Source organism: Ruminococcus albus 7 = DSM 20455 (assembly GCF_000179635.2).
Lineage (GTDB): Bacteria > Bacillota > Clostridia > Oscillospirales > Ruminococcaceae > Hominimerdicola > Hominimerdicola alba.
In genome coordinates this window covers 3,125,777-3,146,300 of sequence record NC_014833.1, presented here as the reverse complement: position 1 = coordinate 3,146,300, position 20,524 = coordinate 3,125,777, and the positions used below count along the sequence as shown (strand labels likewise).

Sequence of the window (20,524 nt, the reverse complement as noted above, 5' to 3'; positions counted from 1 at the left end):
CCTTTCTTTATGCAGTTTCTTCTGTCACGGCAGAAACTGCCGCTCTTTTCTTAGCTTCTTTCTTTGCTTTTTTACGCGCTCTGCGCTGTTTCAGCTTGTACGGTATGAATATCTTAGCCGCACAGAACAGCAGACAGAATGCTATCGCTATCATGGTGGAGGGTCTTACTCTTATAGTAACTGCACCCTCAGCATCAAGCTTCTTAACATTGAACAAGCATTTTACGTTTGCTTCTTTTACCCTCACTGTGAATATCATCGCCAGCAGATTCAGGGTGTTGAAAAGTGCCGCCTGTAATTTTCCGTAGAACGTTGCGCTCTCCGCAGCATCCTCCTTGCCGGTCTCTATGGATATACTAACATCCTCGAAACGTATGGCTTTCAAGAATTTCCTGCTGTACTTCCACGCAGGCGGGATATATGGCTTTATGAATTCCCATTTCTTTTTCAGCCCCTCAAGCTTGCTTGTTTTTTCGCCGTCTGCAGACTCATCCTTATCTTCACGGGGCTTTTCCTCTTTTTGGGGCTTCTTTTTCTTGCGACGCTTTTTCTTTTTTTCGTCATCAGAAGTATCTTCGGGCTTATCTTCGGATAATTCTTCCACAGCGGTTTCTTCTTTTGCCGATGTATCTTCGGCAGATTCTTCCGACAAAGTTTCCGCCGGCTTGTCCTCAGCTATGCTTTCGACAGGGGAGATATCTTCAGACTCCTCCTCGGTCACGATATCGGCATCTTCAAAAACAGGGGCTTCCTCAGCACTTTCTTCAAGTGCTTCATCAAGGATATCATCCTTTTTCTTGTCTTCCTTACGGGCTTTTTTCCGGCGCTTTTTCTTGTCCTTTTTCGGCTTCTTTTTCCGAGGATAAAGTGTTATGCCCAGATACTTCACTTTGATCTCGAATTTACTTCTGGTTCCGCCGCGTAGGTATACCGTCACCGAAAAATGCAGCAGGATAACAATGACCGCTATTATTATAAGCAATATTTTTAATACTATCGTTGTTATCACCGCCTTGTTTTTGTTTATTCTCCGGGGATCATTCCTCGTTTTCGGCTGCCTGTGCCGCTTCAATAACTTCGTCTATCGTTACCTGACTGCTCTGTTCGGGCAGAGGCGGCAGGTCTTTCAGGCTTGATAACCTGAATGCTCTGAGAAAATTCTCTGTAGTCGCGTAGGCTATGGGACGTCCCGGAAGGTCAAGCCTTCCTGCTTCGCAAAGCAGTCCTTTTTCTACCAGTGAATTCACCACACCCGATGAGTCCACTCCGCGGACACTTTCAACGAAAGCCTTTGTTACAGGCTGATTGTACGCTATTATGGTCAGTGCTTCCATAGCAGCAGGGGAGAGGGCTGATGAACGCTTTATCTCCAGCACCGCCTTGATATGCGGTGAATACTGCTCCTTGGTAGCAAGCTGATAAGCACTGTCCAGCCGCAGAAGGTTTATACCGCTTCCCTCGGAGTACCTGTTTTCTAAAACCGCCGCAGCTTCTTCCAGCGCACTGATATCAGTACCAAGCGCCTCACAGAGCCGTCTGCTCTCCACAGCCTCACCCGAGGCGAAAAGAACAGCTTCCAATGTATTTGCCAGTTCTTGTATCTCCATATTTATTTTCCTTATTATTTTCTCAGCCGACCGTTCAGCCAGCCGTATGCGCCCCAGTAGTATCTGAAACCGAAAAGATCAGTCCTCATGTGAGTGCTCTCGTTATGTACGGTGTTTTCTGCATTGTCCTGAGCTTCCTCAGTGACAGGAGTTTCCTCGCTGACAGGTTTTGCCAAACTTACGATCGGTGATGTTTCAGCGGTGATTTCCGCATTTTCGGTGTTCTCCTGCAGTGATCCCGTTGCTGTCGTGACAGGAGTTTCCTCCCTGACAGGTTTTGCCAAACTTACGATCGGTGCCGTTTCAACGGTGATCTCCGCATTTTCGGTGCTCTTCTGCGGTGATTCCGCCGCTGTCGTGACAGGAGTTTCCTCCCTGACAGGTTTTGCCAAATTAACGATCGGTGCTGTTTCAGCAGTGATCTCCGCATTTTCGGTGCTCTCCTGCAGTGATCCCGCCGCTGTCGTGACAGGAGTTTCCTCGCTGACGGGTTTTGCCAAACTTACGGTCGGTGCCGTTTCAACGGTGATCTCCGCATTTTCGGTGTTCTCCTGCAGTGATCCCGCCGCTGTCGTGACAGGTGTTTCCTCGCTGACAGGTTTTGCCAAACTTACGATCGGTGATGTTTCAGTAGTGATCTCCGCATTTTCGTCCGCCATATCTGGCGGCATATCCTTTCTGCCCTGTTCAACTATTTTTTGAAGCTCGGGAGAAAGCTCTATTTTCAGCACAGGCAGAGCGCTGCGCTGTCTGCTTTCGCTTTTATATACTGTCCTTGCAGGCGGTTCGTACATATCGTAAGGTACCGTTGTACTGTTCTGTCCCGAGAAACCGCGGTCATAGGAACGAATATCAGCAAGACGGCTGCTTTCCGCAATATCGTCAGAAAGTGTACTTTCAGGTGCTTCTGTATCCACAGTACTTCCTTCTTCTTCGCTGATATCGGTATCAATTGATCCGTGTGCCGTTTCTTCGGCAGCTATCTCGGCTTCATCAAAGGCAGAAGATATCTTTCGCTTCTTTGAAGCTGAATTCATGTACACACGGGTGTTGTCGTCGTTCAGGAATATCCTGCCCGACCTTGTAAGCTCAAGTACAGCCAGAAATACTGCTACTCTCTCGCTTTTGTCCGCACAGCCGTCGTACATACTGTCCAGGAAGCATTCGCCCCTTGTTATCAGCATTTTCAGCACATGGATTATCTTTGAAGTCACAGATACTATCCTGCGTGAGAGTATAGGCTTGAACATCTCCGCTTTCAGCGGCTTGCTGTGGCGTGCTTTCTCACTCATGCCGAGATAAGCCGCCAGCAGTTCCTGCGGATCTTTTTCTCCTGTAAAGACCTTTTTAACAGGCAGTTTCACAGGCTCACGCACAAATATATCTCCGCCTGCGTACTGCTCTTTCAGGCGTGCAGCAGCCATCTTGCAGAGTGAGTACTCTATCAGGCTGCCCTGCAATTCCTTTTTCAGCTCCTCGCCCTCGTCATCCTTGGGCAGAAGCGAAGCTGTCTTTATATATATGAGCCTTGCAGCCATTTCCAGAAAATCAGCTGCGTCCTCGTAGTCCTCTTCTTCAAGACCTGCCATGTACTCCAGATACTGTTCCAGCAGCACCGCTATCTCGATATCGTAGATGTTCAGCTTGTGCTTGGTGATAAGGTGGAGCAGCAAGTCTAGAGGACCCTCAAACATATCCAGTTTGAATCTGGCTGTTGACATCGCCTATCCCCGCCTTACTTGAATATCATCGTCACCAGCGGATCGATGAAGAATGTTATCTTGTTCAGCACCCAGAATATACCTGATTCCATCCACAATACAGGACCGTTCAGCAGGTCGCTGAATGTCAGAAGACCGATAACTATCAGGGATATATAGAACTGATAGTTGGCTATCTTTGCGTTTATCCTGTCCGGCAGGAAGTATGAGAATATCTTCTGACCGTCCAGAGGTGCAACGGGTATAAGGTTGAACACTGCAAGACCGATGTTTATAAATACAAAAGCCTCGCATATCACTAAAAGCCAGTACAGCGCCAAATTGTTGTTGGCTTCGGCTAGGAGCTTTGCATAATAATCTACATACCCGGTGTTTTGAACAAAAAACTTATATAACAATTCTTTAGCGTTGAAAATCAGATTGTCAACTCTAATGGTGTTGCTATTGTAAACTATCGACCCAAGCAGGAATTTGTAAGCTATCGTTCCTAACAGCGCCATGATAAGGTTTGATAAAGGACCTGCCGCAGCCGTTATCGCCATGCCTGCCCTCATGGATATCTTCCTGTTGAATCTTGCGGGATTCACCTGTACGGGCTTGCCCCAGCCGAAACCGCAGAGCAGTATACCTATGGAGCCTATGGGGTCAAGGTGGGCTATGGGGTTCAGTGTGAGCCTTTTCTGATAGGCAGGTGTATCATCCCCGAGTTTTGTAGCAGCCCATGCGTGGGCAAATTCATGTACGGGTATACACATCATAAGTATCAGAATACGTGAGCCGTATCTCAATAGATAGTCTATGGTCATTTTCTTTCCTCATTTCATTGTTATTTCTGCCGTATTCAGCATTGGCAGAATTTGTCTGTTGATACACAAATACATTATATATTATACTACATCTACAAGAATATTTCAAGTGCAAAGGGACTGTTTTTGTCATTTTTCATCAAATCGGCAGTTTTTTAAATTTTTTTTGAAAAGGGCTTGCAATTTTGTGTGATATGTGTTATAATACTCTAGTATCATGTGATTGGATTTAAGCTGTCGGCTTAGATCGGTCAGCTTAAATTTCGTGTAAAGGAGGTGCGCACCGATATGGCAAAATGTGAAGTTTGCGGAAAGGGTGTTACTTTCGGTATTAAGGTATCTCACTCTCACAGAAGAACCAACAGAACCTGGAAGCCCAACGTAAAGAGAGTTAAGGCTGTTGTTAACGGCACTCCCACACACGTTTATGTTTGCTCCAGATGTCTGCGCTCGGGCAAGGTTGAAAGAGCATAATTGCAGTTTCGGCTTGCAAACAAACAGTGAACAGTACGCTTGCGTTTTGTACGCAGGCGTATTTTTTTATACTTTTGCATAGCGATATCATATCGACTGGATGCCACAAGTACGTTATGGTATACAGTCGCATCCTTTCGTATATCTTTGATGTCGGTTGTATTTTCTGTGAACGTGCTGGTATAAACAGGACTTTTGGAGAAAGTTATTGGCAAAAGTTTGCCGGTGTTCGCACCTCGTTCCTCGGGACGATGCGCGAGCAATAATTTGACGCACAAAGACAAAGAAAGAGCGTGGACGGTTGATTTTGTCCACGCTCGTAATATCTTTATTGCCACGCTTTTTTTGACAGGGTAGGAAGTATTGCTGTTCTCTTATAGTTCGCTTTGCTTTATGGATTTGCGCCTTGACCGAGAGGCTCCCCTCAAGCTCTCTCCCTTGGCATTATTATCCTTAGTACTTCTGCGTTATCTTCCTGTCAACAATTGTGAATTGTGAATTCCTACATAGGTATGCCTGTGCGGCGTTTTCCCGGCTCGGGAGGATTGAACAGTTCAGCTCGGCTGTCATCATCGAACTGAGCATCCATATTTTGCTCAAAGCCTTCCTCGGTCTTGGTTATCATATCGTAGAAGATTATAGCGTTGGATATATCTATTATCTCCTCGGCATAGCTTGCATAGGACTGTATATATTCGTCATCCACAGCACCGTCATTTATTCGCATCTCGCAGCTTTCAGCACAGTAATCCTGATCTGCTGCAGATTTGAAACTGCCATGCTTATCCTCACTGTATATCGGGTTGGGCGTATCTTTGAATACCTGATTGCAGGAAACGGAAGTCATAACGTTCTTGTAACCATCCAGATCGAAATAGGTGCCCTTCTGGCTGTCATAGTAGATGGTATCGGTGATGAAATTGCCGTTTGGGAATATTACCACATTTTCCTTGTCTTCGGGTATTGAGAATATATCGTGCCCAAGAGCATACTTGTTCTCAAAGCCCAGCATATTGCCGAGTGTGGGCTGGATATCGTACATACCCATTACCTGCCTGATCTCTCTTGGCTCGCATTCACCGCCCTTTGACCATATTATGAAAGGTGTGTTGCGGTTGATGTTGTAGTAGAAATCATCAACGGGGATATAGCCCTCGTCTTCCTCGGTAAGGACAGTATCGGTAAAGGGATCATAGTTGAGATAGTACTCATATTCAGCAGCCTTTATCTTTGCATCGTGGTCGCCGTACAGTACAACTATGGAGTTTTCCAGCAGACCTTCTTTATCAAGGTCGGAAAGGAACTGTCCCAGCGCTTCATCGGCATAGTGTACCGATTTGAAGTAAGAACCCAGCTTTGTGCCTTCAATGAATGGTGCTGAGATATCTTCGTAAAGACCTGTTTCTTCGTTGTACTTTTTATACCTGAATGATATGTCATAATCACTAACACGTTCTATATCCGTAAACGGAGTATGGTTAGTCAGCATAAGGAAACAGCCGTACCAGTTGTCATGCTCAACGTCTATCTGCTTGACTTTCGGTACTGCCTGCCTGAAGAAGCTTTTATCCGAAAGTCCGAGACCGATAGTTTCGTCAATGACAAAATCATCGGTATAGTTATAGAATTTATCATAGCCGAGAGAACTGTGGAGATTGAGTCTGTTCCAGTAAGAGCCGTTGTTGCCGTGCATACTGAATGTGTAATAGCCCTTGTTTTTCAGCATCTTCTGTGTGGTGGCATAATTTCTGTCCCAGTAGTTTATAGCCACTGTACCGCTGGATGCGGGCATCAGTGACGATGCAAAGGTGAATTCTGAGTCAGAACTTGTTCCTACACTTTCCTGTGCATAGAAGTTGCTGAAATACAGACCCTCTCTGGCAAGCTTGTTGAGGTTTGGTGTAAGCTCCTCGCCGTTTATATAGGTGTCCATGCAGAACTGCTGCATACTTTCACCGTGTATGACTATAACATTCTTGCCTTTGAATATATCGGTATAATCGTTTTTTGCGACTGATGCATTTACTTCGGTCTTGTCGTCTTTTTCTTCGTAGAATTCGTCAAAAGCCTCTTTCTTTTCTGCATATCCGAATACCATGTTTATTTTGGAATATGCACTGGATACAGCATCACTGGTCTGATATACGTACATACCGAAGGTGCCAAGTACGTATTCTCTGTTCCACTGCTTGCGAAGTCTTGAATAATCCGTACCTGTGAGGGTAGCGGCAAATATACCGAGGATGACCAGTCCGCAGGCGACCGTGAATCCGAAGTTCTTTCCGCGCTTTTGCTTCTGCTTCGTTTCACCCTCGTATTTACGTGTCTTCTTCTTGTTGAAGTGGTATACCACTGCCAGTGCGGGTATCGCCCACAGGTACAGGAGATCCTTAGCCTCCATTATGTTCTTGAAGACAGCATCCATAACGCCCGGGAGCTGCGAACCTGTGGAAAGCAGCGAGAACGAAAGGAATGACTTGAAGTTCGAGTAGTATATCGAATTGCCCGCAACGAATATAACGTTTATTACATTCATTGTCATCAGGTATCTGAAACGTCCTTTGAGTGTTTTGAAAAAGAAGGAAAAAGAGCCCATCAGCAGCATCGCAGCAATATCTGCCAGCAGCGGTTTGATCTGATTATAGGCAAATTTGACCGTGAATATCCTCAGTAAAAAAGCGTTCAGCACTGAGATAGCAACAAATGAGAGCAGCAGCGGATTATCCTTGCAGAACCTGCCAAGCTTGCTGCCTATTTTCTTTATAAATTTCATCATCCGATTCCCCTTGGTCTACTTATTCTCTATAATGTTCCGTAATACGAATACTATTTTAATCCTATTTGTGATAATTGTCAAGAACGCTTGGTCATTTTCGGCGTTTTAAACAATTGCCAATGTTCGTAAAACCACATGGTTTTTATATTATCTCAGTTAACATTGTAGCACATTTTATGCGCTTGTCAATGTCCCGGAGAAATTTTTCAGTTGTTTGTCACATCAGGGAAAATTTGGAGCTGCGGGTAATGAAGTGCGGAGTGATCTGTAAATTGTATGCTGATGTGATGGATTTATGCAAAATATTCAACTATCTTAATCTCATCGGGGTAAATATATAGATATCTACAAACTTTTCCATATTGCATAAAAAACAGTTGATTTCTTTGTTGAAATATCTTATAATATGCTTGTTTGTGAACGGCGGAAAACGCCCTTGCTAAGGGCAGAAATGAGGTAATTGATGATAAAGCTGATAGCCACCGATCTTGACGGCACAATGCTTGATGACAGCAAGCGCCTGCCTGAAAATTTTGATGCTGTATTACAGGATTTGAACCGCAGGAACATCAGGTTCGCAGTATCCAGCGGACGCAGTTTCTGCACGCTGAAGCAGCAGTTCAAAAGTTATTTGGACGATCTTATTTTTATATGTGATAACGGCGCTTACGTATATGATAAGGGTGAGGTAGTATCAATGTCGGTGCTGCCCGATGATGCGGTGCACAATATCATCCGCTACTGTGAAGAACAGGGGCTGCTGATACTCCTTTGCGGTAAACACGGTACGTGGCACAACGGCAGTTCTGCTGAGGAACTGGAGGAGATCAGGAAGTATTACCTTAACGAACAGTATCTGGATGATCTTTCATCCTTCAGCGATGAGATATTCAAGGTGGCTGTTTTTGAGAGAAAGGGAAGTATCGAGAGTACAGCTTATCCCAAGCTGCGTGTCCGCTATGGTGATTATTTCAACGTTCAGCTTTCGGGAGATCGTTGGGTGGATATAATGAACCGCGGCATAACCAAGGGTTCCGCACTCCACAAGATGCAGGACAGGCTGGGTGTTGATTACGGTGAGACCATGTCTTTCGGGGATTATCTCAATGATATCGAGATGCTGGAAAATTCCTATTACAGCTTCTCTATGGAGAATTCTCATGCCCTGGTCAAAAAGGCTGCGAATTTCTCTACGGGCTCAAACAATGACAACAGCGTGATGAAAGAGATAATCAAGCTTTGTTTCTGAGATCCCGTACATATTTGATACATACGCTCCGTGTGCAGTTTTCTGCCGCGGAGTTTTTTATTTACAGGCATGAAAATACTGACGTTTTGCACAGCTTGACACTGAGCGATGTTGTAATATATTGACAAAACGTGATTTATATATTATAATATAGCTATACTTTTTTTACAATTTTATGTTATGTGAAATGAGCACCGTGGAGGATACGATATGCCGAGTGAAAAATGGTTCTCAGATGTTGAAAAGTACCGAAAAGTACTGGAAAGTCCTGTGGACTTTAACGAATACTTTGAAAACGACGTGATATCGGGTGTGAGTATCGTCCGCTATCCCTTTGGTACGTTAAGCGTGCCTACGGGGGAGATAATAGCGGCTGACCCTCTTGCGTACCTTTATGACGGCAGTGAAAGTTTTTATATCCGCGTGCCTGTCGGGGAATATCCTGCGGAACTTTGCATTATCCCCGAAATGAACGGAGACTGTGCAAGGAATGCCGCTATGCGGGTGAGATTCAGCGAGAAAAGGGCAGTCAGGTATTCTCTGGCGCTGACAGGGACGGAGGATACTTCCGAACTGGACGGATTTGAAGAGGGCGATTACTGGGGCTTTCCCGTGGATGCAGGACTTGGCTGTATCTGCGACAGGGCAGCTGAAAGGGCTTATGTAGAACATCTGCGCAAGCTTGCGGCTGTACACGGTGACGGTTTCAATGCCTATTACGATTTTATGGAAGAACTGTTTAAGGCAAGCTATGAGAACGATCCGAAATATCAGCGTAAAAACGGTGACAGGCTGGATCTTGTGATACCCGATACAAAGCTTCACATACCAATATGCAATTCGGGCTTCGGTGACGGCAGATACCCGACTTACTGGGGCTTTGATGCTGACGGAGAGGTCTGCGAGATAGTCGTGCAGTTCATAGATATAGAACTGGCTTACGGAGGCGAAAAATGAAAACAAAGAAGATAGCACTGACGGTCACTGTTGTGATAATACTTGCGCTTGCTGTAACTGCGGCACTGATCATGCCCCGCTTTCACCGAGGCGACAGGATAAAGCTGAATATCCGCGTTGAGGGAACACAAGCCGAGGCGCTTGAGTTCACCTTAGATAACAGGGTACCGGGCGAAGATGATTTTACTGTAAAGACAGATAGCGATACCGCCGAAGTATCGGTAAAAGCCGACGAATACGGTACATATTCTCTGCGGATAGACGGTGCCGGCAAGCCGCTGGAGGTTCGCATAAAGAAGTGGGACTGGCATGAACTGGTGGATGCGGATATCGACTTCACGATATCTGAAAACGGCGTAAGCTATTCAGCCGAGTCATCTGTGACAACAGGCGAACTGCCTTTCAGGGAACACAACAGCACTTCCGGTGCTGCTGAGGAAAAAGACGGATATTATTCTGTATATATTTCATGATATACTACCCACAGCGTATAGGAGGATAATCATGGTTGACGAAGAGAGATACATGAAACTGGTGAAAAGACACCGCAAAAAGATAGCGGCTGTTAAAGATTACGAAGCGCTTTTTCAGAACCTTGGTGCCGAAAAAGCAGGCAGTATCACACTGACCTCCGGGCGGATGGTTGCTTGTCCCCTTGAAAGCATCGCGGACGAAAGCAGATATATAGAGTATTATTACAGAGCCCCCGCAGGTACACATACTGTGGAGCTTGCAAGGTCTTCCACAGGCAGAAACGCGGCGGTGAGGATAGTATTTTCCGATGCACCGGCCGTTCGCTATGAACTTGCACTCATCGGAACTGCTGAGGAACTTGACTGCATAAGCGATCTTGAAGCAGGACGCATATTATTCTATGAATCCTGTACGGCTTCTCCGATAATCGTAGCCGATCAGGGACTTATGCCCGATCTGCTGGAATATCTCAGAAAAAACTACGGCGGTAATGATTACTACGAAAAAGAAGGCAAGAAGCGCCTTTTAGAGAAAAGCACCTGCACCGAAGCACCCCTTTGCAGCGGACTTATGGATTTCTATCTTGAAGCCGATGACGCACATTTCCCTATATTCTTCAACGGCGAGGGCGGCGGACATCACCCGATATACTGGGGCTTTGACAAGGAGGATAATATCTGCTGCATGATATTCGACTTCGACCTTAAAGAACTTCAGGGCAATAAAGAACCCCGCGGCAGGACAGGCAGTTTCTTTAAAAAACTGCGCCGCGGTGACAGATAAAACAGCGATACACATATTTCAGAAACTTACCCCAAAAACAAGGAGATCCGGATATGAAAATTACAATATTACCCACAACAGGCATAGAATTTGACGGCAAAAGGATATGCTTAGGGTCATCGGCGGAGGAAATCAAAGCTGTCCTCGGGCAGCCCGAGGATGAATACACCGAGGACGATATCACACGTCTTTTTTACTTTGAAAGCGAGCTGAGGTTCGATATTGACAAGGACGGTGTGCTGGAATTTATAGAGTTTCTGGGCTTTGAGGGTGAACTGAGACCCGTGATATACGGCACTAACGTATTTGAAACAGATGCGGACGAGGTTCTGGATATACTCACAGAAAAGAACGGCGGGGATATCATCGACGAGGAAGACGGCTACAGCTACGCCTTCCCCGATATAGGCATAGGCATTACACGAGATGCCACCCCAGAGAGTATAGATGAGATGATAGCGGAGTACGAAGAGGACGGCGAAGAGATAGATGATGAAGTTCTTGAATTTGAAAAGAGAAGAGCTTCTCACTGGGCGACCATAGGTCTCGGAAACAGCGAGTATTACGATTTTCTGAGTGAATAAATATGAGCAGAGCTTTTTTCATATCCTCGTGAAGCAGGCGGCATCTTTCGACTGCGTTTGCATGATAGATGATGCGACTGCACGTCCTGGTATACCAAAAGAACCGTTTGAAAATATCGTCGGTGTATGCACCGACTGAATGGATATAATATGTATGAAAATATTTCCGAAAGGGGTAGATAGAAATGAACACAAATGAATTCAGGGGCGCTCTTGAAAGCGAACTTTCCCGCAGTTTCGGCGTAACGGCGGAGAATGCCGCGGTATGGCAACTTCATGACAGCATATCCCGTGTTGTTATGGAGAATATCTCCGAGCAGTGGAAGCAGAGCACCGAACAGCATATGTCGGGCAGGAGAGCTATGTATCTGTCTATGGAATTCCTGATGGGCAGGGCTGTGTACAACAATCTGCTGTGTCTGGGGCTGACAGAGGTAGTTGATGAAGCGCTGAAAGCTCACGGCAGAAGCCTTGCCGAGCTTGAAGATATCGAGGACGCGGCACTTGGCAACGGCGGTCTCGGCAGACTTGCGGCTTGTTTTCTGGATTCTGCGGCGGCTCATGATATACCGCTGGACGGCTACGGTATACGCTACAAATACGGACTTTTCAAGCAGTCCATCGTGGACGGCTTTCAGCATGAGGAAGCCGACAACTGGACAAAGTACGGCGACCCCTGGTCAGTAAGGCGCGAGGAGGACGCAGTTGAGATAACCTACGGCGACCAGAAAGTTCTGGCTGTTCCTTATGATATGCCCATAATCGGCTACGGTACCAAGAATATCGGCAATCTGCGCCTTTGGCAGGCTGAGAGTGCTGAGGATTTCGATTTTGCGGCATTTGACAGCGGCGATTACGACGGCGCGGTAAAATCCCAGAACGATGCTGAGAATATCTCCAAGGTGCTTTACCCCAATGACAATACCGACAAGGGCAAGGTGCTTCGCCTGAAACAGGAGTATTTCTTCTCGGCGGCTTCCGTGACCGATGCACTGCGCAAGCACAAGGCGCGTTTCGGCACACTGGATAACTTAGCAGACTACGTGACCATACAGCTGAACGATACTCACCCCGTTATAGCTATTCCCGAACTTATACGTCAGCTTATAGCAGAGGGCTATACCTTTGATGCGGCTTTCGGTATCGCACACAAGGTGTTCAACTATACAAACCATACCATAATGGCAGAAGCACTTGAAAAGTGGGACAGCAAGGTGGTTGAAAAAGTTCTGCCCGATGTTTATGCGGTTATACTCCAGATAAACGAGAAATTCTATGCCGATATGTATGCACGCGGCATGGACAAGGCACAGATACGCGATATGGCACCTATCGGGGACGGCAAGGTGAAAATGGCGTTCATGGCGATATTTGTAAGTTCCTACGTCAACGGAGTTGCGGCTATACACACCGAGATACTGAAAAATGACGCTCTCAAAGAGTGGTACGAGATATATCCCGAGCGTTTCCAGAACAAGACCAACGGCATAACACAGCGCCGCTGGCTGGCACTGTGCAACCCCGAACTTTCATCGCTGATAACCAAGCTCCTCGGTAATGCGGACTGGGTGAAAGACCTTGACGAACTGAAAAAGCTGGAAAAGTACGCTGATGACGAAAATGTGCTGAAAGAGTTCATGGCTATCAAGGAAGCTAAAAAGCATCAGCTGGCAGAATTTGTAAAAACCCATGATGACAAGGATATCGACCCTGACTGGATATTCGATATTCAGATAAAGCGTCTGCATGAGTACAAAAGACAGTTTCTCAACGCCCTCAGCATACTTTATATCTACTTCGGCATAAAGGACGGAAGTATAAAGGATTTCACACCTACTGTATTCATCTTCGGTGCTAAGTCTGCACCCGGCTACCGCAGGGCTAAGGCGATAATCAAGCTTATCAACGAGATAGGAGATTTTGTCAATGCTGACCCCGAGACAGCCGACAAGCTGAAAGTTGTATTCGTACAGAACTACAATGTATCATACGCTGAAAAACTGGTATGTGCGGCTGATGTATCCGAGCAGATATCAACAGCAGGCACGGAAGCAAGCGGCACGGGCAACATGAAGCTGATGCTGAACGGTGCGGTAACTCTTGGCACTTATGACGGCGCTAATGTTGAGATAGCCGAAGAAGCAGGGGAGGAGAACGAGTATATCTTCGGCGCGAGGGTGGAAGAACTTGCTAAGATAATGCCCGAGTATGACCCACGCGAGATACTCTTCAAAGATGAAAAGATCAAGCGGGTTCTCGACAAGCTGATAGACGGCACATTCTCCGACGGCGGTGTACCCTCGGATCAGGAGGGTTCATTCCTTGAGCTTTATAAAGCCCTCACCGACGGTGCAAGCTGGCACGTTCCCGATCATTACTATGTTCTCGGTGATCTTACAAGCTATGTGGAGGCTAAGCTGCGTCTTAATGCAGACTACAAGGACAGCCTTGCTTTCGCGAAAAAGTGCTGGCTGAACATCTGCAACGCAGGAAAATTCAGTTCTGACAGAACTATCAAGGACTACGCCGAAAATATCTGGAAAATATAGCACTCATAACCGATGAGATATCGGTTATTCTGCCTTTTTATAACGATCAACACGGTATCCGCAAGCCAAAGGATACCGTGTGTTTTTTATGTATGAAACGGTCATGTAAACTTTTCATTAAATAGTTTATTTCCTGGAACTGGAAACGTTTACTGTAAACGTATACGTTAATTAAAGTGCCCATTTTTATTTAAGATTTACAAACAGTGTAAAAATTTATAATGCACAATGCCGATTGAATAATTCGTAAGATTATGATAACATAAAATTGTAAAGAAGGATAGAGCCGCTTATCCTCCATAGGGTAAGGGGGATATGCGGCGGGCATTGAGCGCAGCCGCATGGTATGGCTGCGCTCGGTCTTTTTTCAGAGGAGGATATGACCATGAATAAGATGAAGATAGTTTTTGCAGGGGTACTGGCGCTGATGATGTGTGCAGGTATATCTGCCTGCGGAAAAGACGGCGATGATGCCAAAGATAGTTCCGCAAATGCTATAAAGCTCAATGAGGAACAGCAGGCTGTGGTAGATGAGGCTGCAAACAAGCTGCCTGAAATGAAACTGGATAATTCCACTATAAAGTGGATGGCGCATTATGACATCAATCCCGGTGACGGCAACGTTACACCTCCGGGACTGCAGATGTTCAAGGACACCTACAACGGCAAGATAGATTTTGTACAGACCACATGGGACAATCGTTACACTGACCTGGCAAAGTATGTTATGTCGAATGATTCACCTGACTTTTTCCCGGCTTCTGATATGGACGGTTTCCCAAAGGGCGCTATAAAGGGTATGTTTGAACCTGTTGATGATTACATAGATCTTTCAAGCGATCTGTGGGCTGATGTAAAGGCTACAAGCGATGCATTCACTTTCGGCGGCGGTCATTATGTTATACCGATAAAGTCTTCGCCTAATTTTGTATGTGTATACAATACCAAGACTATTGAGGACAACGGATATGAAGATCCTGCTACGCTCTACTACAACAACGAGTGGACATGGAGCAAGTTTACTGAGATGTGCCTTGATTTTACAGATTCGGAAAATGATCTGTACGCTCTGGACGGCTATTGGTACGGTCAGGCACTTAACGATACCTGCGGTGTGCCCCTTATAGGTCTGGTGGACGGCAAGGTGGTAAACAATATGAAGGATCCCGGTGTTGCAAAGGTGCAGAATCTGATGTATGAGCTCCAGAAGAACAATGTGGTATTTGATCGTTCTACCAATAACTGGAGTACCAGAGGCGACGGTGCAACAGGTGAGGGCCTCGGCACTTATCAGACACTGTTTATACCTGTAGGACTTTGGGGCATAGAGAATTCACCTGAAAACGTAAAGCCTTTCGGTGATGTTGAAGCTGGCGAGATAATGTTCTGCCCCATGCCAAGACTTGATGATTCGGATACCCACTATGTTTCAGCCAGAGTCGATGGTTACCATATGGTAAGTAACGCTCCCAACCCCATGGGCGTAGTAGCTTATATGAACTGTCTGAAGGTCTGCGACACAGAGGCTTCTCAGGTAACAGAGCAGCAGCTGAGGAATGACTACAAGTGGAACGATGAAATGATCGATATGAGAAACGAGGTATACAGGCTCGTTAATGAGCATCCTGTATATGATTTCCAGCATGGCGTTTCAAGTGAGCTTGAAACTATGATGTCTGCTGTTAACCAGTATACTATGATAACAGGCGGCGGTGCAGGCACCTGGACTACCTGCGTAGAGGAAAACGCTTCAGCTGTTGATTACATCATCAAGGAAGTCAACGAGAACATGGAGTCTCCTGAAAAATAATGAACGTAACTGTTTTATGCCAATATCGGCATAAGCAGTTCGGCTGATGATCTCAGTATAAAAAAACGGGGGACAGCCGTACTATCAGGTACGCTGTCCCCCATAATATTGTCTGTATGTATGATCATTACTGAGCGCTGAGTGCACTTTCGATGGATGGAGCAAAGTCAAACTCTCTGTCACATACTACCGCGCCTGTTGCAGGATCGGTCAGTGTGAGCTGAACGCTGTATCCGCCTGTGTAAGATACAGTGTAGTCGATGTTTTCAACATCCTTGAGAAGTCTTTCGTCATCGAGTACGGTCTGAGCCAGTACCTCGTTGAGCTCATAAGCCTTTATGCCTATACCGTCAAAGCAAAGGTAGCTTACGATGGGGTAAGCCTCGGATCTTGCGGAGTGATTTGAGAACAGCAGCAGTCCGCCGTCATCAAGTGCGATGTGAGTATTGTCGCCGTTTACCTCGCGGTAGTCCTCGCAATCCAGCCAGTTCTTGCCGCCGTCGGTAGAATTGTATACCTTGTAGTAGCGGCTGCCGGCAGCTGCGTCAGAAGGTACTACAGCGAATGCCTTGCCCTCCTGATAAACGTTGCCGAGACCCATAGCATTCAGCTCAAGGAAGCTGCTGCCGTTATCGAAAGTATGCGCCTCGATCTGTGACAGCCATTCTTCGTGGGACTTTGTATCAGCTGCGGAAGATGTGGTCTCAGCCTTGCTGTCAGTGGTTTCAGCAGGTGCAGCGGAGCTGTCTTCGTCAGCGGTAGGAACATCGGTCGTATCCTCGTCTGCGGTGACCTCTTCATCACTTGTGGTCTCATCATCGGTGATGACTGCTGCAGCCTTGCTGCTGTCATCCTTCTTTTCTTTGGTATCACCGCATGATGCCAGTGAAGCTGTCAGTAATGCAGATAATATCAGTGTAGTAAGTATTTTGTTTCTCATGGTTGTTTCCTCCTCTATGAGTATGTCTCATTTTTTTACATACATCATTATAGCACCATTCCCTATCCAAGTCAATTACTATTTGATGTCAATTTGCACAATAGAAAAGGTTGTTATTTGTGATATTTAATAATTAGTTTTTTACATAATCACTTGAAGCAACAACGTGAATATTGTATAATATAAATAAGCAGCATATAGGATCAGCAAAAAAGCATTCATGCTGTAATTACAAGACGGTAACATTGTAACACTTTTGAAAGGCAGCAACTGTGATATAGGCGGCACTACTGTTTGTTTCCGCCATAATAAAAACGGAGAGTGAGAGAATATGAAAAGAACACTTTTCTGCAGTGACTGGGAGTTCAGCAAGAACCCTCCCGGAACAGATCATGATAAAGCCTCGGGCTGGGAAAAAGTTGATATCCCCCACGATTGGCTGATATACGATGCCCGTGCTCTTTATGAAGATTCAACAGGCTGGTACAGAAAGACCTTCCGTGTGAACAAGGACGGTATGAGGCGTTCTCTGAGGTTCGAGGGCATTTATATGGATTCAAAGGTCTATATAAACGGTGTGCCGGCAGGGGAGAACAAGTACGGCTATACCACCTTTGATGTGGATATCACCGAATTCCTCAGAGAGGGCGAAAATACCGTAACTGTGCGTGCAGACTACCTTGAACCAAATTCACGCTGGTATTCGGGAGCAGGAATATACAGAAATGTATGGCTGAATGAGTATGCACCCGAACATATCCTTGCGGACGGTGTATATATATCTGCTGATAGTAATGGTATGATCACCGTTACAGCCGAGGTGGAGCGTCCGGCTGATATTACCGTGGACAGACTTTCGCTGAAAGCTGTGGTATATGACAAGGACGGAAATACCGTTGCGGAAACTTCCTGTCCCTGCTGTGCTGTTGATATGAGCGTTATGCCTGCAGCTGTTGTGCACAAGGGCTGCAAGTATTCCGTCAATACCATGATAACAAAGGCAGATTCCCCTGAATTGTGGGATATCACAGCTCCGCACCTTTATAACTGGAAGGTCGAACTACTGAAGGACGGCAAAGTTATAGATACCGCCGAGGGCAGACTCGGTTTCCGCAAAACGGAGATGACCTGCGACAAGGGCTTTTTCCTGAACGGCAGGCACGTCAAGCTTCATGGAGCTTGTATGCATCATGATCTTGGTGCACTGGGCGCTGCTGTAAACAGGTGCGCGTTAAGGCGTCAGCTTGTAAAGCTCCGCGAAATGGGCGTGAATGCTATCCGCACCAGCCATAATCCTCCTGCGGCAGAGCTTCTTGAACTGGCTGACGAGATGGGCTTTATGATACTTGATGAAGCGTTTGATATGTGGGAGCTTTCAAAGACGGAATATGACTACGGCAGATTTTTCAGCGAATGGTGTGAGAGGGATGTGGCATCATGGGTGCGCCGTGACAGGAACCACCCCTGCGTGATAGGCTGGAGCATCGGCAACGAGATATATGATACCCATGCGAGTGAGCGAGGACAGGAAGTGACCTCCATGCTGAAAAAGCTGGTTGAGCTCCATGATCCGCGCGGCAACGGATTTATCACCATAGGTTCGAATTATATGGTTAGCGAGAATGCACAGAAATGCGCAGATATCCTGAAAATACCCGGCTACAACTATGCCGAGCGCCTGTACGATGAACACCATGCTGCACACCCCGACTGGGCTATCTACGGCAGCGAAACTTCCTCGGTGGTGCAGAGCAGGGGAGTATACCATTTCCCGCGGTCACAGTCCATAGTCAGTGAGGATGATGAACAGTGCTCGTCACTGGGCAACAGCGCACCGGGCTGGGCTGCAAGAAACTGGGAAGCTTGCATAATCCCCGACAGAGATGCAGAATACTGCGCAGGGCAGTTTATATGGACAGGCTTCGACTATATAGGTGAACCTACGCCCTATGCCACCAAGAACAGCTATTTCGGTCAGTATGATACAGCAGGCTTTGCCAAGGACAGCGCCTATGTTTTCCGCTCGGCATGGACAAGCTACAAGGATGCACCTTTTGTACATATATTCCCTTACTGGGATTTCAACGAGGGCGAGATCATAGATATACGCGCAGCATCAAATGCACCGCGTGTTGAACTTTACTTTAACGGTGAGAAAATAGCCGAGGGAGATTTCGACAGAGATACCTGCACTCAGCTGACCCTTGATGCACAGCTGCCTTACCATAAGGGTGAACTTCTTGCAATAGCCTATGATACCGACGGCACAGAGCTTTGCCGCGATGTACAGAGGAGCTTCGGTGATACTGCCGTGATAAGGCTCACCCCCGATAAGCACATTATGAAAGCCGACGGCTGTGATATGATATTCGTTGATATATCCGCTTATGACAAGGACGGTACCTTTGTTGCCAATGCCAATGACCGTGTTACGGTGGAAGTCAGCGGTGCAGGAAGGCTCGTCGGTCTTGATAACGGTGATTCCACCGATTATGACAGCTATAAGGGTACATCACGCAGACTGTTCAGCGGCAAGCTGCTTGCCATGATAGCCGCAAAGGATGTGGGCGGCGATATCACGGTAAAGGTGACTTCACCAAGACTCCCCGAGGCTGTGCTCACGCTGTCCGCAGAAGAAACAGGCGATGACAGCAAGGGGTATCCCTGTGTTTATGAGAACAGGTCTGTGCCAAATGACTTCGGAATATCCGAAGATGATATACCCATAAGGAAGATAGAGCTTTACGGCAGGGAAAAGATCTTTTCTCCCGAAAAGCGGCAGCTTACCTTCGGTATAAAACTTCTGCCGGAAGATGCGACCCAAAGGGATATAGTGCTCAGGCTTACCAATGCGTGCGGCATAGATTCAAACCTTGGCAGGATAGTGTGCTATGATGAAAACAGCGTTACCGTGGAATGTCTTGGTGACGGTGAGTTCTATCTGCGTGCGCAGGCTAAAAACGGCACCGACAAGTTCCATATTATATCCGCTGTAAGACTGACTGCAGAGGGGCTTGGCAGGGCATTCAACGACCCGTATAAAATGGTAATGGGCGGACTTTATACCATTGAACACGGCAGAGTGACACCGGGTATACAAAAGGGTGTTAATCTGCGCAGCGGTGCGTGGTGCGGCTTTGAAAGAGTTGACTTCGGCAGCATCGGCAGCGATACCGTGACCCTGCCCATTTTCGCAAATTACGCGACCCCTGTGCGTATACAGCTATGGGACGGCACTCCCGATAACGGTGAGCTGCTTGGGGACTATGAGTACTACAAAAAATCTATATGGCTCACATATCAGGCAGAGACCTACCGTCTTAAAAAGCCTCTCAGAGGTGTGCATACAATAAGTATAGCATCTCAGTTTGATCTGGATGTTCAGGGCTTCGTGTTTGAGCAGCACCCAAAGGAGAAGGCAGAACTCTGTGCAGCGCTGGCTGAGAATATCTACGGTGACAGATTCACTGTTGAGAACGAAGCTGTAACAGGCATCGGCAATAATGTCAATATATGCTTTGGCAGCTTTGATTTTGCAAAAAGCCCCGAAAGCTTTGTTATAAAGGCTCGCTCCGAGCTGCCTGTGAACAGTATAAATCTGCTGTTCAAGGCTGAGGACGGCAGTGAAAAGCGAATACTCTGCGAATTTGAAGGCGCGGCAGAGTATACCGCAAGAAGATTTTCAGCCGATGGTATAAGCGGCAAGGGAACTGTCGAACTGGTTTTCCTGCCCGGATGCGATATAGATCTGTATTCACTCAGATTTGAATAAGGCAAAATAAAATACGGTTATC

Annotated in this window: 16 protein-coding genes; 10 read left to right on the top strand and 6 right to left on the bottom strand. The window is 46.5% G+C overall.

Going from position 1 to position 20,524, the window contains the following annotated elements:
• Positions 1–7 precede the first annotated feature (7 nt).
• Genes RUMAL_RS14200 through RUMAL_RS20895 form a run of 4 tightly spaced genes read right to left on the bottom strand, consistent with a single transcriptional unit; the run spans position 8 to position 4,134 of the window.
• Positions 8–982, bottom strand: coding sequence for a hypothetical protein (locus tag RUMAL_RS14200; protein WP_013499377.1), 975 nt, complete (start codon positions 980–982; stop codon positions 8–10).
• A 55-nt stretch (positions 983–1,037) separates the two neighbouring features.
• Positions 1,038–1,607, bottom strand: a complete 570-nt coding sequence (gene scpB, locus RUMAL_RS14195; protein ID WP_013499376.1) for an SMC-Scp complex subunit ScpB — start codon at positions 1,605–1,607, stop codon at positions 1,038–1,040.
• Positions 1,608–1,621: 14 nt separating this feature from the next.
• The gene (locus RUMAL_RS21415) at positions 1,622–3,328 is read right to left on the bottom strand and encodes a segregation and condensation protein A (protein WP_013499375.1); all 1,707 of its coding nucleotides are present in this window, start codon (positions 3,326–3,328) and stop codon (positions 1,622–1,624) included.
• 14 nt (positions 3,329–3,342) lie between these two features.
• Positions 3,343–4,134, bottom strand: a complete 792-nt coding sequence (locus RUMAL_RS20895) for a site-2 protease family protein (protein ID WP_013499374.1) — start codon at positions 4,132–4,134, stop codon at positions 3,343–3,345.
• A 288-nt stretch (positions 4,135–4,422) separates the two neighbouring features.
• Here RUMAL_RS20895 and rpmB point away from each other — a divergent pair, with 288 nt between their 5' ends.
• Positions 4,423–4,608 (top strand): 50S ribosomal protein L28, encoded by a 186-nt coding sequence (gene rpmB / locus RUMAL_RS14180; RefSeq protein ID WP_013499373.1) that lies wholly within the window; start codon positions 4,423–4,425, stop codon positions 4,606–4,608.
• Positions 4,609–5,110: 502 nt separating this feature from the next.
• On the opposite strand, the gene RUMAL_RS14175 is transcribed toward rpmB, so the two are convergent.
• Positions 5,111–7,384, bottom strand: coding sequence for an LTA synthase family protein (locus RUMAL_RS14175; protein ID WP_013499372.1), 2,274 nt, complete (start codon positions 7,382–7,384; stop codon positions 5,111–5,113).
• A 463-nt stretch (positions 7,385–7,847) separates the two neighbouring features.
• Between RUMAL_RS14175 and RUMAL_RS14170 the strand changes: the two genes are divergently transcribed.
• The 8 genes from RUMAL_RS14170 to RUMAL_RS14140 all read left to right on the top strand — a co-directional run bounded on the left by RUMAL_RS14170 (position 7,848) and on the right by RUMAL_RS14140 (position 15,790).
• Positions 7,848–8,633, top strand: coding sequence for an HAD family hydrolase (locus tag RUMAL_RS14170; protein WP_013499371.1), 786 nt, complete (start codon positions 7,848–7,850; stop codon positions 8,631–8,633).
• 210 nt (positions 8,634–8,843) lie between these two features.
• Positions 8,844–9,590 carry a DUF4241 domain-containing protein gene (locus tag RUMAL_RS14165; protein ID WP_013499370.1) on the top strand — a complete coding sequence of 249 codons (747 nt, stop codon included), beginning with the start codon at positions 8,844–8,846 and terminating at the stop codon, positions 9,588–9,590.
• Positions 9,587–10,063 carry a hypothetical protein gene (locus RUMAL_RS14160; protein WP_013499369.1) on the top strand — a complete coding sequence of 159 codons (477 nt, stop codon included), beginning with the start codon at positions 9,587–9,589 and terminating at the stop codon, positions 10,061–10,063. The genes RUMAL_RS14165 and RUMAL_RS14160 overlap by 4 nt, the downstream gene beginning before the upstream one ends.
• A 31-nt stretch (positions 10,064–10,094) precedes the next feature.
• Positions 10,095–10,847 (top strand): DUF4241 domain-containing protein, encoded by a 753-nt coding sequence (locus RUMAL_RS14155; RefSeq protein WP_013499368.1) that lies wholly within the window; start codon positions 10,095–10,097, stop codon positions 10,845–10,847.
• Positions 10,848–10,900: 53 nt separating this feature from the next.
• On the top strand, positions 10,901–11,431 hold the full coding sequence (locus RUMAL_RS14150) for a hypothetical protein (RefSeq protein WP_013499367.1): 531 nt from the start codon (positions 10,901–10,903) through the stop codon (positions 11,429–11,431).
• Positions 11,424–11,570, top strand: a complete 147-nt coding sequence (locus tag RUMAL_RS21885; protein WP_154662774.1) for a hypothetical protein — start codon at positions 11,424–11,426, stop codon at positions 11,568–11,570. The genes RUMAL_RS14150 and RUMAL_RS21885 overlap by 8 nt, the downstream gene beginning before the upstream one ends.
• A 46-nt stretch (positions 11,571–11,616) precedes the next feature.
• A complete protein-coding gene (locus RUMAL_RS14145) occupies positions 11,617–13,980 on the top strand; it encodes a glycogen/starch/alpha-glucan phosphorylase (protein WP_013499366.1) in 2,364 nt (787 codons plus the stop codon).
• Between the two features lie 385 nt (positions 13,981–14,365).
• Complete coding sequence (locus RUMAL_RS14140; RefSeq protein ID WP_013499365.1) at positions 14,366–15,790, top strand: ABC transporter substrate-binding protein; 1,425 nt, start codon at positions 14,366–14,368, stop codon at positions 15,788–15,790.
• Between the two features lie 127 nt (positions 15,791–15,917).
• Here RUMAL_RS14140 and RUMAL_RS14135 read toward each other — a convergent pair whose 3' ends face one another.
• Complete coding sequence (locus RUMAL_RS14135) at positions 15,918–16,730, bottom strand: hypothetical protein (RefSeq protein ID WP_013499364.1); 813 nt, start codon at positions 16,728–16,730, stop codon at positions 15,918–15,920.
• A 331-nt stretch (positions 16,731–17,061) separates the two neighbouring features.
• On the opposite strand from RUMAL_RS14135, the gene RUMAL_RS14130 reads away from it, so the two are divergent.
• Complete coding sequence (locus tag RUMAL_RS14130) at positions 17,062–20,502, top strand: glycoside hydrolase family 2 TIM barrel-domain containing protein (RefSeq protein WP_013499363.1); 3,441 nt, start codon at positions 17,062–17,064, stop codon at positions 20,500–20,502.
• Positions 20,503–20,524: the final 22 nt, after the last annotated feature.

Coding starts and splice junctions, on each gene's coding strand:
- RUMAL_RS14135 (WP_013499364.1), bottom strand. CDS start 16,730: ATGAGAAACAAAATACTTACTACACTGATATTATCTGCATTACTGACA.
- scpB (WP_013499376.1), bottom strand. CDS start 1,607: ATGGAGATACAAGAACTGGCAAATACATTGGAAGCTGTTCTTTTCGCC.
- RUMAL_RS14170 (WP_013499371.1), top strand. CDS start 7,848: ATGATAAAGCTGATAGCCACCGATCTTGACGGCACAATGCTTGATGAC.
- RUMAL_RS14130 (WP_013499363.1), top strand. CDS start 17,062: ATGAAAAGAACACTTTTCTGCAGTGACTGGGAGTTCAGCAAGAACCCT.
- rpmB (WP_013499373.1), top strand. CDS start 4,423: ATGGCAAAATGTGAAGTTTGCGGAAAGGGTGTTACTTTCGGTATTAAG.
- RUMAL_RS14165 (WP_013499370.1), top strand. CDS start 8,844: ATGCCGAGTGAAAAATGGTTCTCAGATGTTGAAAAGTACCGAAAAGTA.
- RUMAL_RS14155 (WP_013499368.1), top strand. CDS start 10,095: ATGGTTGACGAAGAGAGATACATGAAACTGGTGAAAAGACACCGCAAA.
- RUMAL_RS14145 (WP_013499366.1), top strand. CDS start 11,617: ATGAACACAAATGAATTCAGGGGCGCTCTTGAAAGCGAACTTTCCCGC.
- RUMAL_RS20895 (WP_013499374.1), bottom strand. CDS start 4,134: ATGACCATAGACTATCTATTGAGATACGGCTCACGTATTCTGATACTT.
- RUMAL_RS14175 (WP_013499372.1), bottom strand. CDS start 7,384: ATGATGAAATTTATAAAGAAAATAGGCAGCAAGCTTGGCAGGTTCTGC.
- RUMAL_RS21415 (WP_013499375.1), bottom strand. CDS start 3,328: ATGTCAACAGCCAGATTCAAACTGGATATGTTTGAGGGTCCTCTAGAC.
- RUMAL_RS14160 (WP_013499369.1), top strand. CDS start 9,587: ATGAAAACAAAGAAGATAGCACTGACGGTCACTGTTGTGATAATACTT.
- RUMAL_RS14140 (WP_013499365.1), top strand. CDS start 14,366: ATGAATAAGATGAAGATAGTTTTTGCAGGGGTACTGGCGCTGATGATG.
- RUMAL_RS14150 (WP_013499367.1), top strand. CDS start 10,901: ATGAAAATTACAATATTACCCACAACAGGCATAGAATTTGACGGCAAA.